At 49.6% G+C, this 17,610-nt stretch carries 7 protein-coding genes; 2 read left to right on the plus strand and 5 right to left on the minus strand.

Going from position 1 to position 17,610, the window contains the following annotated elements; genetic code table 11:
- Positions 1–19: 19 nt before the first annotated feature.
- From DEF47_RS02075 to DEF47_RS02095, 5 genes are all read right to left on the minus strand, one after another.
- Positions 20–4,312, minus strand: a complete 4,293-nt coding sequence (locus DEF47_RS02075) for a DUF6603 domain-containing protein (RefSeq protein WP_012189522.1) — start codon at positions 4,310–4,312, stop codon at positions 20–22.
- Between the two features lie 10 nt (positions 4,313–4,322).
- Positions 4,323–6,713, minus strand: a complete 2,391-nt coding sequence (locus DEF47_RS02080) for a ComEC/Rec2 family competence protein (RefSeq protein ID WP_012189521.1) — start codon at positions 6,711–6,713, stop codon at positions 4,323–4,325.
- Between the two features lie 11 nt (positions 6,714–6,724).
- A complete protein-coding gene (locus DEF47_RS02085) occupies positions 6,725–9,529 on the minus strand; it encodes a LamG-like jellyroll fold domain-containing protein (RefSeq protein WP_012189520.1) in 2,805 nt (934 codons plus the stop codon).
- A 17-nt stretch (positions 9,530–9,546) separates the two neighbouring features.
- A complete protein-coding gene (locus tag DEF47_RS02090; RefSeq protein ID WP_012189519.1) occupies positions 9,547–13,005 on the minus strand; it encodes a hypothetical protein in 3,459 nt (1,152 codons plus the stop codon).
- Positions 13,006–13,183: 178 nt separating this feature from the next.
- Positions 13,184–13,744 (minus strand): hypothetical protein, encoded by a 561-nt coding sequence (locus DEF47_RS02095; protein WP_012189518.1) that lies wholly within the window; start codon positions 13,742–13,744, stop codon positions 13,184–13,186.
- A gap of 143 nt (positions 13,745–13,887) precedes the next feature.
- Between DEF47_RS02095 and DEF47_RS02100 the strand changes: the two genes are divergently transcribed.
- A complete protein-coding gene (locus tag DEF47_RS02100) occupies positions 13,888–16,092 on the plus strand; it encodes a reprolysin-like metallopeptidase (protein ID WP_012189517.1) in 2,205 nt (734 codons plus the stop codon).
- A 55-nt stretch (positions 16,093–16,147) separates the two neighbouring features.
- Positions 16,148–17,608, plus strand: a complete 1,461-nt coding sequence (locus DEF47_RS02105) for a cryptochrome/photolyase family protein (protein WP_012189516.1) — start codon at positions 16,148–16,150, stop codon at positions 17,606–17,608.
- Positions 17,609–17,610 lie beyond the last annotated feature (2 nt).

Below are 17,610 nucleotides of genomic sequence, written 5' to 3' on the forward strand. Positions count from 1 at the left end.
TCATCCTCAGTATCACAATTTAGTGCTCATCAGCATAACTGCCAACTTGCGGCGCAATCACATAACTTTGTGCCAAGCTCGATTGCAGGTTAAGCGGACAATCTAGACCAAAAGCAGCCAGTAAGCTCTCACGGGTAGCACTTGGTTCTGAAGCATTCAGGGTTGTGCTAATCGTGGTACGCCGTTGGGCATCATCAGCCGATTCGACCACAAATGGTCGATCAGCTTGCCAAGCAAAACCATCGGCTACCGTTTGGGTGTTGTATTCCAAGTAGCCTTGGTTGATTGCGCTGGTGCTGCCAGGTGCTGGTGGTTGCTGAGGCCGAATTTCAAAGCCAGCAATCGCATTCGGCAAAATTGGGGCACTCTGCAAATTGGGTTGAAATTCCGTACCCCACAAGGCATTAGGCATACCCTTGGCAATCGGCGTAAGCGCAAAATCATGCTCAAACGATGCATCATTATGGGTAATCTGAATAATCTGATGCGAGGTTAGGCTGCTGGGCGCTACCGCCATTGGCGCAACCCCCACATCCAGATCGTAGCTTGAACCTAAACTGATGCTAGTTTGGCCAAAACTGGCACTCGTGGTTGGAATTAGGCTGTTGGTTGTAAGCAAAAAGCTCGCTGGATTGATCACCCAATCACAGGTAGGATCGCCTTGGGGCGTTTGGACAAGCCCCGCGCCAACCGCCACCCCACAAACCGCTGTCGGATCAGGCAGGAACGAGCTGCTAAAGCTAGTCCAATCGATTGGGTTAGGAGTTTTGGACGCAGCGGCTCCAAAACTAATATCAAAGCTAATAATATCGAGGTCGATTCGCGCTGTGCCCGAGAAATCTGGCCCCCAAATGTGCAAATCGGCTCCAACATCGGCTGTGATATGGTGGGTTCCAAATAAATGGAAGGTATACGATACCCCAATATCAACGCTCAAATGGGCATCATAATGATAGGGCTTCCAGCCAAGCAAGAAATCGGCAGCAGCATTGAACCATGCTTTTAGGTTGCCGCTCTGCCATGTTGCTTGCAAACTACCACCCGCCATCAACAACGAGCCAGTCAAGGCAAAATACATCCCGCCTTTGAGAATCAGCGAGCTATCAATTTGCCAATTGAAGCCAAGCCGTGGCACTTGGGGATAATGCGGCGGAATGGTAAAGCTGGGATGGTAACCACCCAAGGTCAGCACAAAATCGCCAGCATGCTCTTTGGCAAACCAGGCATAGAAGGCAAATCCGCCCGTCAGATGGCAACTGCGCGAGAGCAGATACGACGCTGATGTGAGTTGTGCTCGCACACCCAAAAAGCCCTGATCGGGGATGAAACTCGCCACCAAGGCCATTTGAATCTCGGCCAAGGGGCTGATAGTGCTAGCCAGATCGGGCGTAGGAATAATTGCGGTTGAAAGCCCGAGCAAATCAACTTCAAAATGTTGGCCAAACGAGACCGTCAACAAGGCAAATGAATCGATCAAGCGGAATGAGTTGAAGCGAATCCCAGCAGTCAAGAACATTTCGCCAATTGAAGGCGGAATATACTGGCGCAGCAGAGCCAACTCGGTTTGGATCGTTTGTTGCGGATCGCTATTGACTGTCGATGGCGGCCCGCTGATCGCCTCGGCCACCAACGGAAAACTGGCAATTTGCTCAATCGGCGGCACAATCAGGCTTCGGTTGTAGCCAAAACCTGCACTTAAGCCCGTGACAAAGAAGAAGGCTGGGCCGCCGAGTGGAAAATCCAGCACCGCATACACAAACAACGAAGGATGGTCATCAAGATAGGCATACGAGCCAATCGCCCCAAGATTGAATTGTTTGACCCGTAGCGTGGCCATGCCATCATATTCATCGTAGGTTTTGCCTTGATTAGAAACCAACGTATGCACGAATGCGCCGCCGATTTCCACCACTGCATTGCGATAATCCAAGCCTAAGCCTTGGATGCGGAAACTTGGGCTAAACACATTCAACGGCGAGCCAAAGCCCAAGCCCTCAACCGTGAGGGTTAAGCCAGCCGCTGTTAGCGAGGCATCGAGCAAAAACCACAAGGCCGAATCTTGATATTGCACCCCGATGCGTTCAAAGTAGACTGGACCAAAGCCTTTTTTAACATCGAACCACTTGGCGCTAGCATTACTGGTCACCACGCTGGTGGTACTGGTTGGTGGGGTTGGCGGCGTAACCGTGCTGCTATCACCAGCTAGCGGCATACTCAAGGCTTGGGTTGAAGTACCAAAATCGATCAAGGCCGAGACGGTAATGCCTTCGACCAACGGGTTGGGCAAGGCTAAGATTTGCTGGGTTGCCAACACAGTATTCAACTGGGTTACGACAGCAGCGGGGAAGTCTAGCGAGGTAATCAGCACCTGTAGATCTTGCACTGCCAGAGTTTGATTACTTGGGAAGGCCTTGCCAACTAGTGGCAAATCGGAGAGATTGAGGCTGGCTGCTAAATCGAAGCCAAAGGCAAAGCGGGTTTGGGTATCTTGCTGATAGGCAAACAGCACATCCTTGAGATCAATCGTGAGACTCTCAGGAATGTAGGCGGCCACAGCTGTCGAAACAAATCCAAGCAGCTGCTTGACGCTGATGCTAGCTTGATCGCTGGTATGGCTATAGGTCGCGATAAACAAGTTTGAGTTGGGGTTACTATCAAATTCAAGCGTAAAAATTAAATTCCCAATCACAATATTGGCACTAAGCTGTCTGGTATAGCTATTTCCAGCATAAAGCAGATCAATATGGATGATCATATCCAACGTTTGGTCATCAATTGGAAATTTTGCTTCACAGGAAAAACTAAAATCTTGGCTACTTGTATCAAAAAAGACATTGATTGCCTGTAACGTTAACCCTGCAATTGGTGCTGGCAGAGTTGCCTCAACCCCAAACATGGTGGCGACACTCTGAATAAATTGGCCAATTGGCATAATTTGATCAGGCGGGGTTGTACCCGAAAATTGCCAACCACCATCAACAGTTTGATGTTCCGCCTTGGCATCAAATTCAACATCCACCAAAATTAAGCTACATTCAACGCCACCAAGAATTGCCCCAGTTTGATAACTGATCCAAAGATCGAACGTGCGCATTCCAAAACTAATTGAGCCAACATCCATCGTCCAATCAGTCGTAATGCCCGCTTTAAGATCATAGCGTTCAATATTTGGCTGAGCCGAAATATTCAAAGTTGTTAAGCTAATTGCCGGAAATGTATCAGGATCAGCAAAGTAGATCGTCACCAACGCCTTGAGGTCGATTGGTGTGGTTGGATTCAAACCGCCATAAAAAGCGAAATTGGGCAAAAACACTTTGATATCAAAGGTAATGCCATTCAGGGTTACATGGCCAAACATGCCGATGCTACGCAAAGCCAAAGCATATGGATCAAAGCCAATCGCGACCTGATCGAGGGCAATTGCACTCATCCCTAAGGCATCGAGCCCTTGCTGAACACTTGCCTGCAGACTTGGACCACCAGCAAACCCCGCCAACTCGATTAAACCTGGCACAACATTTCCATCGGCAGGAATAATCGCGAGTTCCCACGCATTTTGCCCGCGCAGGCTCACAATCACTTGATAGGGTTGGCCCAAGACAAAGGTGCCATGGATATTACCGCCAAGGCTTGATTGCAGGCCTAAACCATCGACATAGCTGGTTTGGCTAACTAAACTAACTCCAACCTGTTCAATCACCGCAAGATTCTCGATAATTGTCCAAGGCTGATTGATATCTGAGCTTGCCGTCAGCGTTGTGACTGGGCCGCGGCGAAAGCCAAAGGTTAAATTCAAACCCGATAGTGGCACAAGCTGAAAAATGGGAATATCGATCGGCAAGTAGGCTGCTAATCGATTATGGCTAATCACATTGGCAATCGTCACGAGATCAAGGGTCGCTGGCTGAGCCGAAGTCATGTTCCAGATAAGCTGGTTATTAGGTTGAAGTGTACCTGCCAAGTAGGCGGTTGATGTACCAACCAACATCGACGCTTGGGCAGTTAAGCTGACCACAAAATCTTGGGCTGGTTGAGTAAACACAATCGTAACAAAGGTCACCGTGAGTCGTTGATTATCAGTACCAGGAATTGGCCATTGTTCACTGCTTGCACCTTGCAAGGTCAAGGCAGTTGAGGCTTGATTGAGTTGATTATTTGGCTGATTGAGTGTAATAACCTGATTGGGCACGGTCGCCAAAAAGCTTTTGAGTTGGCTACCAAGCTCCATATCCGGAGTCAAACGCAGGCTTTCATTGATAGTGGCTGCTGCCAAGTAGCTTGACAGTTCGGCGAGGGTCGTTACCGTTGGCATAAGCTCCCTCCTAATATGTCACTGCTATATTCTCAGCAACAAAACCCGCAAGGTTTAGGGGATTTGGATCAATTTCATCGAACTGAACATTACAGAGATCATTTTGGACCAAGGTTGCAGCTTGTAGTGCAGCGTTTCCTGCCTGATCTGCCGTATTATTCGCCACTGCTATCGCTTTAAGCGCTTCACTAACCGCCAAATCAACATCGGCTGGGTTGCCTAAATAATAACTAGCACTAGCGACAGCACCAGCCAAACAAGCAAGATTATTATTAAGGTTCATTGCTAAAGCCACCGCCGTAATCCATTGGGCAATTTGATCAGCGCCAGCATAGAGGGCTGCATTATTCGGATCGGCTCCTATTGGCATTGCTAAAGCATGAGCACAGGCCAAAATTGTCGCGTTGGCTGCTGTGAGATTGCCATTCGCAACACCACCAAGTGCAGCGGCGGCAGCAAAACCAGCCTGTCGATCGGCATAGGCTACGTCAGGCCCATTGATCGAATTAGCAATATGGTTATAGATATACGTGGCAGCATTACCAGCAGCAGTTGCCGCTGTTTGGGTCGCTCCAGCATTGCTGGTCGCTACACTGATCACATTGGCATTCGCCCCAGTCACCGCATAGCCAATTGCGGTCGAAGCTCCCACTCCAACATGGCCAACCCGCGCACCGTTATCAACATTCTGCGCAGCATTTTTGGCAGCCTCAGCCGCCGTATCGTTGGGGTCATTGGGATTAGTTGGAACAAACGTATTCATAGCAGTAATTGCCGCACCGACCACCGATAGGTTATTAATATCGTTGCCTACCCAAGCACAACTATTAATGATCGCTTGAAGACCTTGATCATTAACCCCTAAAACTGCGGCTACTGCGGCGGCAGTACCAATTTTGGTCGCTGCGGTGGCAATCGGAACTGGATCAACGTTTTGATTTTGCGACTGATTAATTTGATTAACAACCGCAACTACCCCGCGATACACCTGACCAACAATCGCTAGCTGCGATTGCGCCTCAGTCACGGTTAATTTAATATGACCAGCTATATTGTTCGCCGGATCACCTGCTGTACGCGATGCAATCCCACCATAGCTCAATGGCGGATTAACCAGCACATTCTGATAGCCCGTTAAATAATATGGGTTAGGTTGTTGCGGTGATTGTGGTGGCGCAGGTGGGTGGCGCAATCGCTGATTTGGATCACCCAAAATTGGCTGCTCAGGATAGCCATCGAGCGTATTGACCGTACTTTGGGCAGGATGATCATGATGGTTACCAGAGCCAGTTGAAATAAACGTCGCCATTGGCATCAGCTGGCTAATAAATGTTCGCGACGAGGCTGTAGCTGAACCATGATGGCTGGTTTTCATGCTCAGCACCCGTTGATCAATTCGGCTCTGCGGAACCAAGTAATCGCGAATGCCAAGCTGAAAATTGCCAGTGTTAGGATTCGTAAAGCCATCCTCTTGTGGGCGCTCAATATCGCCACCAACATAATAACGATGGTTATTAAACTCAATGATAAATGCAAGGCTCTTGGCATTATCATTTTTATTTTCTTGATCGTTAATGTCAGCATCACTCATCCGACGATTTGGCCCATTATAAATACTAGCAGTCGAGATAAAGGCAGGAGCCGCATTAACTCCAGCCCGGGAAACATATTTATTAGCTGCGATACAGGTAATTGTTGGTGCACCTGGTACATATACAGCACCATTCCACATAATCTCTTGACCAATGAGCCATGCTGGATTATCGAAATTCACCACATTAGGTAGGCCTCCCGCAGGGTAGTTAATTGTCGGATAAGCCGCATAATAATTCCATTGCATCAGAATCGTATCGGTATATCCATTACGATTACCTGGATTAGTTGGAATATCATTTTGATCATAGGTTGTCAGGTAAAAACTATTAACAGTACTAGTAACTCGTACTCGTGTATTAACTCGGGCAATCTCAGTTACATATTGCTCATATTTTTTAGGTGCTGCTCGAATAATGTACTCATTACCATACTGATCTTTTCCCCTTTTAAATGAAGTATTCGCGCCATTTGCTCTATATGGAGCATTAGCATAGTAATCACTATTATTTGGCGGTCGGCCTTGATCAAAGCAGCGAACATTATCATATACATTTGTATTGGCAGTCGCCATTAAGCTAATTAAGCCACTCAAATGATCGTCATCGTAGTGGGTATTAACGATCACATCCAACGTATTGAGGTTAAGGGTATTCGCCAAATAATTATGCACGATTGGCGCAGCATCAGCTCGCCCGCCATCGATTAATACTGAACGTTGGACGACATTATTATCGAGCGCCAGAATAACAGTGGCATCGCCGACTGAGCGAATATCAAGATGATGAATTTGCAGTTCCCACGGCATATGCAGCCCTCCTATTGTTTCATAATGTAGCAAAGCGCGTAGAAGGGCGGGCGATTTTCATGGGCTTGGTTGCCACCATTATTTTGGATCGTAACGCTATGTGAGTGATTACCATCCTTATCGGTTTTGACGCTGAAATTAGCAATCACATTTTTTTGCAAGCCATCATTGGTTTTTGCCATATCGCCACCAGGGCCGTTACCACCACCACCAGTATCGAAGTAGAGGGTATGGTTATGCTGACCATCGTTTGATGTACTGGCTGCATGGTTATGGGAAGGCATCTGATTCACCGCTAGCGTCACGCTATCCGCACCACCAGTTGTACCAACAGGGTAGGCAGCCCCAGCGCCAACCACAAAGCGATTGCGCAAATCGGGCGTGCCATTTTGGCCATTACACAAGAGCCAACCACCAGGTAGGGCATTATCTGCCCCCGACCACATATTAATTGTGCCCGATGGAATTGAACTACCATTCAGCGAGCTAGCCCCAGGATTGAGCACAAGCCCATTAGCCAAACGCACTGTGCCATCATCGCCATTAACTACCGCCACCAACAGCCAATTGCTCGGCACAAAGAACGAGGCTGTGGTATAACAGGTGATCTGATAGCTGACGGCATTTTCGTTGCCCCCAACCGTGTGCACCGCATATAAGGCTTCCCATGCCTTGAGCACAATTCCATCGGCAGTACACGAACGCACTTGGTTGTCATAGACTTGGGCCGCGGGAAGATCGCTGGTTGGTTGAATGACATTCACGTGGCCACCTGCAAACGAAACTGATCGTTCCATCGAAATCGCAATAAAGCGTTGGCTCCATTTCAAGCGATTATTAATCCCGTTCCAGGTTACACGACCACCGCCAGTAAAGGCAAATTGGGCTTTGGTATAGTCGTTGGCAGCACCACTCAGCACGCCAGTGCCAGTATCTAAACCAGTCCGTGGTGTGACAGTACCAATTCCAGTATTACCACCTGTTTGGAGAAATAAACGCCCATCTTTCACGCCTGTTTCGGCAATATTGAAGCCACCTTGGGTCGTAACTTTTTGGTTAATATGCCATTTGGTTGTGCCACTGCTATTTTCAAAACTAATAGCTTCTTCGCCTGCGCCGCTGCCACGAATCGCCAATGGCCGCGTTGGGGCATTCGTGCCAACCCCAACTCGTTGATTGCTAGTAATGATCAATGGCGTTTTTTCAATCGCTACCACAAAGTAGCCATCACGATAGCCTGGCAAATTTTCATAGAGCAAGTAGAGGTTGGCCGCGCCGCTTGGCAGCGATGAAACGATGTTGCTCAGGTTCATTTGAATAAAGGCTTCTGCTGCCAGCGAGGTTTGGGTCGTGGTGAAAATCCATTCTGCCGATTCAGGATCTTTGCCACCTGTCCAATTATCAAGCGTGATTGCAATCGCATTAACTTGGCTGGTCGTGCCCAAGGCCCAATCACGATTATTTTGGTTATCCTGGCTGTCAAAGGCTACGATGAAGGTGGTTGGGCTATTGCTGGTGCTTGGGCTAAGCGCCAACGCTGCATCATCAAGCAGGTTGGTAATATGTAAGGTCAGTTGATTCGCCGTCGTGCCATTATTTAGCACCATATTTGGCCCAACAAAGCCTACATGCAACGGCGGTGTATGTGCACCTTGAGCATTCAACACCACCATGTTTTGCAAACGGCTGCCAATTAATGGCGTGAGGCTGTTGGCATATTGCAATTGCTGGTAGCTTAATTCGACTCGCGTATTGCGTGCGCCGCTGCTCGCCGAGGCACTGATTGATTGTAAGGCCAAATTCAGGCTTTGATTGGGGGTCAAACTCCGTGCCTGAGTGCTCAGCAAATACAAACTTGTCGTGCCATCAACCGCTTGCCCTGTGCTGAGTTGCCACGTTTGGTCGGTCAGCTTAACTTGGCTCAGCGTCGCGGTTGAGAGTGTGCCAGGCCGAAAATTCAGCACAAAATGGTGATTGCTCGCCGAGGGTGTTTGATCATTCGGCGCAACCAGATTAATTGTGCGCGGCGAGTTATTGCTGATGGTCAAAAAGAGGTTGTAGCCTTGGGGATTATCGTCGATGTACATCGTCGCATGACCATCATCATCAAGCAAATTAAAACCAACCGGATACAAACTATCGAAAGTTGCTGCCGCCGCTGGATCAGCCGCCATCACCTGCAGAATTTCATCGCCCGACAAAGCGCGATTGTAGATCCGTAGGCTGGAAAGTTTGCCGTAGTAAGGCGCTGTATTGGGGCTATATGCACCAAAGGTGGCTTGGCTCACAGCCTTAATCGGCAAGGTTTTGCCAGTGGCTTGCGCCCACAACGTGCCATTAGCATAAATTTGCATCGTGCCGGTGGCAACATCTTTGGTAAATGCCCAATAGGTCCAGCTGCCTTTGTAATCGCTCGCATTGGCCGCTTGGTTCATACGATCCCAAGTATTACCTTCGGCTCCACAATCGAAATAAACTTGGCCATCGCTCCATGGCAAATGCACATTCAGCGAACGCTCATCAGCAGCGGTCAAGGCAGCAATCGCCGAAACGCCTGCGCCAGGCAAATTTTCTGCCCCACAGGCCCAAAAACTCACAGTGATCGCATTACCAGCCGGAATGCTAGCGGGATTCAATTCGAGATAGCCGTTGCCATCAAAATCCAGTACACTGCCAAACACGTCATCGGAAACGAGTTGGAGTGAGCCATGGGCGATAGCATTGTTGTTGTTGCCCGAAATATCTAAAACGGTTTGGCCCGCACTTAACGCATCTAATTGCAAATAAACGATTAACCCATCATCAATTGTTGTCATGGTTAGCGTTCCTTTTATTAATTCTCGTTGGTTGGGCTTAATTTGAGCCAACCATCGTGCAAGGTTTGCGGTGCTTCAAAGGTGGCTTTGGGGCTAACTTGGCCGATCTCGCTGGTTTCTTGCCATTCGCTGGTTGGTTGTTCGAGCCAACTCCAGCGATAGCCCGCCTCAACTGGCAATGGCAAATTGATCGCTCCCTGATTGGTCAAAATTGGCGCAGTCAGGAAAGTGATCGCAATTGCGCCCAAGGCATCAGCATATTGATCGGCAGGAATCGTAATCGCCTTGACTGGCTGAATACCGCTGGTGGCATGCACGCTGCCCCGTGGATCAAACAACATTGTCAGATAGCGCGGAGCAGCGTTGACCGTTTGCCTAATCGCCATATCTGCTTGGTCGTGGGTCCGAATTAGCGGGTCATCAACTGGCAAATCGCTACTTTGCGGCGCATAGAAAATATTGTCGGCATAACTACCATCGCTAAGTTCTTGCCAATAGCCCACCACACCATCATTTAATTGTTGATATTCGCCGATCCGAATGGGGAATTCGACTTCAGCAAAGCCGTCGTCGTCGCGGCTAGCTTGCTGCAAATCGAGGCGTAGGGCGCTCCAACTTTGGTGAATTGCTGGCGCTCCTTGCAACTCCAAATCAAGCGAGGTGCGCACCAAGGCAATCGGGCGACCAAGTAGCAAGGCCAAATCGGTGTGAGCGGCAGCATTTTCGGGGTCGATGGTATCAAGTGCATTGTCGATCGTTACAATAAAATCGCGTAAAAAGTCGCTGGTGCGTTGCAAGACATACTGCACCATTTGGCGTAAATAGCGATTTTCGATTGCCGTAGGCTCGACATTTGGCCCACCTGGCACATATTGCCAACGCACTTGGGCATCGATAAAGCCTAGTGCTGCGCCTGAGGTTGCATAGATCATCAAACTACCATCGAGATTATTTGGCACGACCCAGCCACAAATTGGCGTGGTAATCGGCGCATCGTTCATCTCCATATCGCCTTGATTGGCCGAAAGCCAGCGCAAATTCACGCGGGCCGGTTGCATCAAGCGTGGCGGCAGCCAAATCAGATAATCGCTGCCAGCAGTAGTCATTTGCTGAGTCCGAATAATTTGCTCGGCGGCAACATCACGCAATTGGCCAAAGCTATCAACCAATCGCAGCCGATTGAGGCGCATGGCCCCGCTACGAATCGGGTTGAAATCGCTGAACATACGCGGCGCACTACGATTATGATTGGCGACTGCCGAGGCAACTTGGTCAGTCCAAGCTTGATAATCGCTAAACCCCAACGGATCGGCCATGGCCAATTGATAGGTTTGTTTGCGCATCAACAAGGCTTGATTGAAACCACCTAACGACTGAGCCAAACAATGAAACGTGGGGTCGTTGACCAAGGCGGCGGCCTGTTGTACCGTCGTATCATCGGGATATTGGGCTAAGTAGCTATTAAGTTGTTGTTGATATTGCGTTTCAGCCCGCGATGAAAGAATGCTCCAGCCACTGTACAAGTTGGCGGATTGAGCAATCGCAACTTGGCTGGGCAAGATCGCCAAATCAACGGCATTTTCGGACAAGCTGTAGTTGCTGAAAATAAAATCGGGGTTGTAGGCGCTGGTGTTGGGGTCGAGATTACTATGATGATCCAAGGGAAAGACTTCAACGCCCCATTCCAACAAAATTGGATTCCATGGCACTTGATCGTAGCTGAAAAAGCCGACTTGCTGCGGCGTGGCATTAGCTTTGATCGCCGCCACTGCATTGGCCAATTGCTCAACCACACTCGTAGTCATGGGGTGCAAGCTCAGGTTGGCAACATACTGACAGGCTAATTCGCCATCGCTGCCATGGCGATCAGTTGGCTCAAGCGCGGCCCCAGACAGCAACAGCACAGGCTCGTTAGGCTGCCAATAGCGTGGTCCACCGGTAATCAACAACAGATATTGTTGGTTAATCGCTTGCACCTCAGTGCTCGCATTAAAATCGGCGACTGCTTGCAACACCAGATTAATTTGCTGAGCCAGACCGCTGGCAATCGCATTACTCGCCGAATTACCAGCTGAAGCCGCGATCACATTGCCAACCTCATCCCACTGCAAACTCAGTGCGCCAGCACTATTCAGCAAATTTGCCAATGGCACAAGATCTTTTTGTTCAACAAAATAGCGCACCAAATCGACATCAGGGAAATCATCGCGGCTCTCGGCTGGCGGATAGGCCGCCAACATATATTTATACCAATCAAAAAACAACTGTTCACGTTGTTGTTCGATCAGTTCAAGCGCCCGATCGTAATCGTGTTGTAGGCTATTTAATTGATTGAGTTGATGGGCCAAGCTCTCGGGCAAATTCACCAAGACCGTTGCATTGGCCGAATCGGCGCTGCCGCTGGTTGATTGCGGGCGAACCGACCATAATGAACCGCTTGGAATCGCGTTGAAACTTTTTTCATGACGGGCGGCTAAAAAGCTCGCTCCCACATCAAGATACTGCTGATCAAGAAACGAGGCCATGAGCACAGCCTCTAAATGATCTTCAATCGCGGCTGGCTGGCTAGGGTTGAGCGTATTAGCTAAAAATGCCGAAAGCGCTTCCGTGCCAGTATTACCAACGGCAATTTGCAAGGGGCTACTTGGAGTTGAAGCCGCAGCGGGGTTGCTCAATTGAATTTGGCAATAACAGCACAGGGCATCGGGGAAATCGCTCCCATCAGGCACATTCACGGCCCAGCCCAATTGGGCCAACAACGCTGCACTTAAATCAGTATTGCTCGATCCTTGCAGGCTATTGACCAAACTATGCACAACATCTTGATTAATATCGTTGTACCAACCAAGCACAAGGTATTGCAAATCGCTGGGCACATCGTCGGTGTAGCTATCGTCGTAGAAACCAAACACACTATAACAATTGGGGTAAAACGCCGCAAAGGTTGGCTCGCCATAGCCCACCGCCGTGAGTTGTGCCAAATATTCAGCCTGCGGATCGTGCTCTTGCCAGATTGAAAAGGGCATACGCCGCCCCAAATAGCGAAACGGCTGTTGATTGCCCTCAGCAGCAACCGGGGTCGTCACACTACTGGCAAATTGCCCAGCAGGGTAAAGATAATCGCTCTCGACAATCCATTGTTCTTCAATCTGTAAGGGCGTATTGCCACCACCTCGCGCCCGCAACACCAACCAACGATTGGGCACACTCGGAAAATTGGTGGTTGTGCCAACTTGCGTCCCACGCGTCAGGCTATCGGGCAACGCCCAGTGCAAATGCACCCCCGCCTTGAGGGTCGATTGAGCAAATGGCTGACGCACGATCTCTTCGCTAACATTGGCCACATCAGCATTAATATCGTGCTGTCCATTACTATAGGGCAAACGACTAAAATCGGTCATTGCTTGAGCGACGGCCTGTTCAGTCGGCAGGACCAACGCATCAAGATACAGCGGAACCAGCAACACACTATTCATTATCCCATCCCCGAAATTATGGCAGGAACTTGCCCTACCAAACTTGTTGTGACGCGATCACGGGCAAATTACGGGTTACAGCAGCCGCTTGAAATAGCCTAGGGGGTAGCTACGCAGCCATTGCTATTACTAAAACGTTGGAATAATCGAATTGCTGAATTTTTGGGGCTGATTGGGGTTAATTTGGCTGGTTTAGCTCGCGTAGTAAGCTCAATAGCGCCGCAAGGCCATCATTTGGCGGCAATTTGGCAATTGGGCTAAGGTGCAACCATGCTGTGCGCACCCGATTGATCAGTTGCAGATCAAATAAATCGCCACCATACCAACCCTGCCAAACCATGATCGCATAGGCTGATCGTAAGACTGGAGCACGCACTCGGACACTCAACGGGCTATATCGAGCAGGATGCAAATGCACCCGCTGTTGGTCAATTTCACCCCAGCGTAGCACCCATTCCGAGTGATCATCGAGCTGCAACAGTTGATAGTGACCATTGCTCGCCAACCATTCAGCATAGTGAGTGGGGGCAGCAATCCCACGCTGTTGCAGTTGGGCAATAATTTGGCTATCGATAGCTACTGGGTCTAAATCACCAAGATACAAATCCATCTGCGAATTGCCGATTGTTTGCAAGGCATGGAGCAACCGTGGTTGATCATCAGGCTGGAGCGTGGTCAAAGCCTGGAGTACCCAGCGAGCGTGATGTTTCCAACAATTTAAACTTGTCTGAAGTAGCATCTTAAAATCAATCCCCTTGAATCTTTCTTAATGAATGGCTGCCGGCTTTTTTTATAAACTAAGGTTGGTTGCATGCCCGCTTGCTTTAAGACCTGTTAATTAATTGTATAATGGGCCATGCTGTTTTGTGGAAAGGAATACCTATGCGTCTTGGTCGTTCATGGATGATCATCGTTGCAGTTATGATCATTGCGCTGCTCAGTGTGATCACTGCAACCGCCATGGTCAGCCCCAGTGTCAGCTCATCGGATGGGCTTTGGCAGAATGTTGCTGAACAGGACATTCAACAAAAAGGCTCACGCGAAATCATTCCAGTAGTGTATCGCACGGTCGCCTTGGATCTTAATTTGCTACAACAACACTTACGTCAAGTGCCTCAAGAAGCCCAAACCAAGGTGCAAAAATCTGGCTTTATGTTAGATTTACCGCTACCAGATGGCCAATTTGGCAAATTTCGCGTCGTCGAATCGCCAATTATGGCTCCCGAATTAGCCGCCAAGTTTCCTGAAATTCGCACCTTCTTGGCCCAATCAGTTGATCAGCCTGCAACCAGCGCTCGGCTTGATATCACGCCACGCGGCTTTCATGGCATGATCTTGAGCGAATCAGGTCGGATTTTTATCGATCCATATAGCCGCAATGATACGGCTAACTATATTGTGTACGATGCTCGCAATTTTGTGGCCGACCCTAGCAAATTGGCCGAACGGACTGGCAACGATTACGAGCCAAATCCATTAGGAAATCCATCGTCGATCATTCCTGAACGCTACTCGATTGGTGAAACCTTGCGCACCTATCGCTTGGCCATGGCTGCCACTGGCGAATACACCGCATTCCACGGTGGCACGGTCAATGGCGCGATGGCGGCAATCGTCACCAGCATGAATCGGGTTAACGGAATCTACGAACGCGATCTTTCAGTGCGCATGCAATTAATCGCCAACAATGATCTGATTGTGTATACCAATGCGAGCAGCGACCCCTATACCAACAATAGTGGTGGTACGATGCTTGGCCAAAACCAAACCAATTTGACCAACGTGATTGGCGGGGCCAACTATGATATTGGCCACGTGTTCAGCACTGGCGGCGGTGGGGTCGCTACTTTACAATCAGTCTGTTCTTCAGGCAGCAAAGCGCGTGGGGTTACTGGCTCAGGCTCACCAGTTGGCGATGCCTTCGATGTCGATTATGTCGCGCACGAAATTGGTCACCAATTTGGTGGTCTTCACACCTTCAATGGCTCAACTGGCAGTTGTAGTGGTGGCAATCGTTCCAGCAGCGCTGCCTACGAACCAGGTAGTGGTACAACCATTATGGCTTATGCCGGGATTTGTGGCTCGGAAAACTTGCAACCAAACAGCGACTTCGACTTCCACGTCAAGAGCTTAGAAGAAATTTCAGCCTTCATCACCACTGGCGGCGGCGCAACCTGTGGCACAACTCAAGCCACTGGCAATACCCCACCAGTCGCCAATGCAGGCAGCGATTACACCATCCCAGCCAATACGCCATTCGAATTGACTGCTAGCGCTAACGATGCTGAAGACAATAGTTTGACCTACGATTGGGAACAATACGATTTGGGTGCGGCCTCACCACCAAACACCGATAACGGCAATCGCCCAATCTTCCGTAGCTTCAATTCAACCGCCAGCAATGTGCGTACCTTGCCAAAACTGAGCGATATTTTGAACAATACCACGACGATTGGCGAATCGTTGCCAACTACTAACCGCAACCTGACCTTCCGCTTGACCGTGCGTGATAACCACGCTGGGGCTGGTGGTTATGGCTTGGATACGGCGGTTCTGACTGTCAACAATACTGCTGGACCATTCTTGGTAACTGCACCAAACACGGCAATCGCCTGGACAGGCGGCGCGAACGAGTCGGTCACGTGGAATGTTGCCAACACCACCGCTGCGCCAATTAGCTGTGCTAATGTTGATATTTTGCTCTCGAAAGATGGCGGCACAAGCTTTGAAGCCTTGGTCAGCAACACCCCCAACGATGGCGATGAAACTGTTGTTGCGCCAAACGTTAATGCTGCTGCTGCGCGGATCAAAGTGCGTTGTGCTAACAATATCTTCTTTGATATTTCTAACGCCAACTTTGCGATCAACGGGGTCAATATCACACCAACTCCAGTTACACCAACATTAACCCCAACCAATACTCCCACTCGCACGCCAACATTAACCCCAACTCAAACATCAACCCCAACCCAAACCGCGACGGCGACCCCAACAGCTAGCCCAACCGTCAGCGTTACGCCGACGGCGAGCGTTACACCAACCCCTGAGAACTATAGCGTTTATCTGCCTGTCGCAATCAAAAATTAAACCATCCAACTCCCCAATTGTACGTAGTATGCTGCGTACAATTGGGGAGTTTTTTATGCCTGTGATTTGTTGGTTCCGCCGCGATTTACGCCTAACCGATCATCGCGCCTTGTATGCCGCCGCCGAGGCCAGCGCTGGGGCAGTTATTCCAGTCTTTATTTTGGATGATACGATTCTGCACGATGGCTATGTTGGAGCAGCCCTGATCGCCGTAACGCTTGCCATGCTCGAAGCACTCGATCACGATTTGCAGCAACGAGGCAGTCGTTTGATTGTGCGCCATGGCCAGCCATTAGCCGAATTGCAACGCCTCGTGAGCGAAACTCAGGCCAGCGGCGTGTACTGGAATCGCGATTATTTGCCTTATGCGATCAAGCGTGATAGCGCAGTTAAGCACTGGTTACGTGAACAAGGCTTGCAAGCCCATTCGTTTCACGATAGCGTTTTAGTTGAGCCAGAGGGGCTAAAAACCAAAACTGAGCAAAAACCCTATGTGGTCTATGGATCATATGTCAAGCGCTGGAGTGAATTAGCCTATCACCAAGCCGAGCAACTTGTGCCCGCCCCCAGCAAATTCGTGGCCCCGCCAAGCGATTTGGCGAGTTTGCCAATTCCAAGCTTGGCTGATTTGGGCTTTGAGCTACAACAAACGATTCCACAGGTTGGCGAAACAATTGCCCAACAACGTTTGGCGCAGTTTTTTGATCGGCGGCAGAAACTTTCGGTACTCAAGTATACCAAAGCCCGCGAAGTGCCTGCCGAGGCCGGAACCTCGCAGCTTTCAGTTGATTTGCGCATGGGCACGATTTCGATTCGCCAATGTTTGAAACAGGCTGTCGATCTGCTGACCGAGCCATTAAACGCTGAGCAACGTCAAGGAGTCGATACTTGGCTCAAAGAATTGGCTTGGCGCGATTACTACACCCAATTGATCTACCACAACCCATATATGCTCAACGGCTCGCTCGATCCACGCTACGATCAGATCATTTGGCGCAACGATCCAAGTGAGTTTTTGGCGTGGCAACAGGGCCAAACTGGGTATCCAATTGTTGATGCAGGCCAGCGCCAGCTCAACCAAATGGCGTGGATGCATAATCGAGTGCGCATGATCAGCGCCTCATTTTTGATCAAAGATTTGCTGATCGATTGGCGTTGGGGTGAGCGCTATTTTATGCAGCAGTTATGTGATGGCGACCCGACCGCCAATAACGGCGGTTGGCAGTGGGCAGCAGGTTCAAGTGGGCCATCAGCCCAACCCTATTTTCGCATCTTCAACCCAATTGCCCAGAGCAAAAAGCACGACCCAGACGGCCAGTATATTCGGCGATTTGTGCCCGAATTAGCTAACGTGCCCGATCACTATATTCACGAGCCATGGACCATGCCGCCAGCCGTGCAAGCACATGTTGGCTGCGTGATTGGGCGCGATTATCCTGCGCCGCTAGTTGAGCATAGTTTTGCCCGTGAACGCGCCTTGGCAGCCTATCGCACAGCCCTGCAAACCAATGATTAGGT

It is taken from the genome of Herpetosiphon sp. (genome assembly GCF_003512625.1).
GTDB classification, from domain to species: Bacteria; Chloroflexota; Chloroflexia; order Chloroflexales; family Herpetosiphonaceae; genus Herpetosiphon; species Herpetosiphon aurantiacus.

Excerpts from the sequence above, each read along its gene's own strand:
- DEF47_RS02075 (WP_012189522.1), bottom strand. The coding sequence starts at position 4,312 with ATGCCAACGGTAACGACCCTCGCCGAACTGTCAAGCTACTTGGCAGCA.
- DEF47_RS02080 (WP_012189521.1), bottom strand. The coding sequence starts at position 6,713 with ATGCCGTGGGAACTGCAAATTCATCATCTTGATATTCGCTCAGTCGGC.
- DEF47_RS02085 (WP_012189520.1), bottom strand. The coding sequence starts at position 9,529 with ATGACAACAATTGATGATGGGTTAATCGTTTATTTGCAATTAGATGCG.
- DEF47_RS02090 (WP_012189519.1), bottom strand. The coding sequence starts at position 13,005 with ATGAATAGTGTGTTGCTGGTTCCGCTGTATCTTGATGCGTTGGTCCTG.
- DEF47_RS02095 (WP_012189518.1), bottom strand. The coding sequence starts at position 13,744 with ATGCTACTTCAGACAAGTTTAAATTGTTGGAAACATCACGCTCGCTGG.
- DEF47_RS02100 (WP_012189517.1), top strand. The coding sequence starts at position 13,888 with ATGCGTCTTGGTCGTTCATGGATGATCATCGTTGCAGTTATGATCATT.
- DEF47_RS02105 (WP_012189516.1), top strand. The coding sequence starts at position 16,148 with ATGCCTGTGATTTGTTGGTTCCGCCGCGATTTACGCCTAACCGATCAT.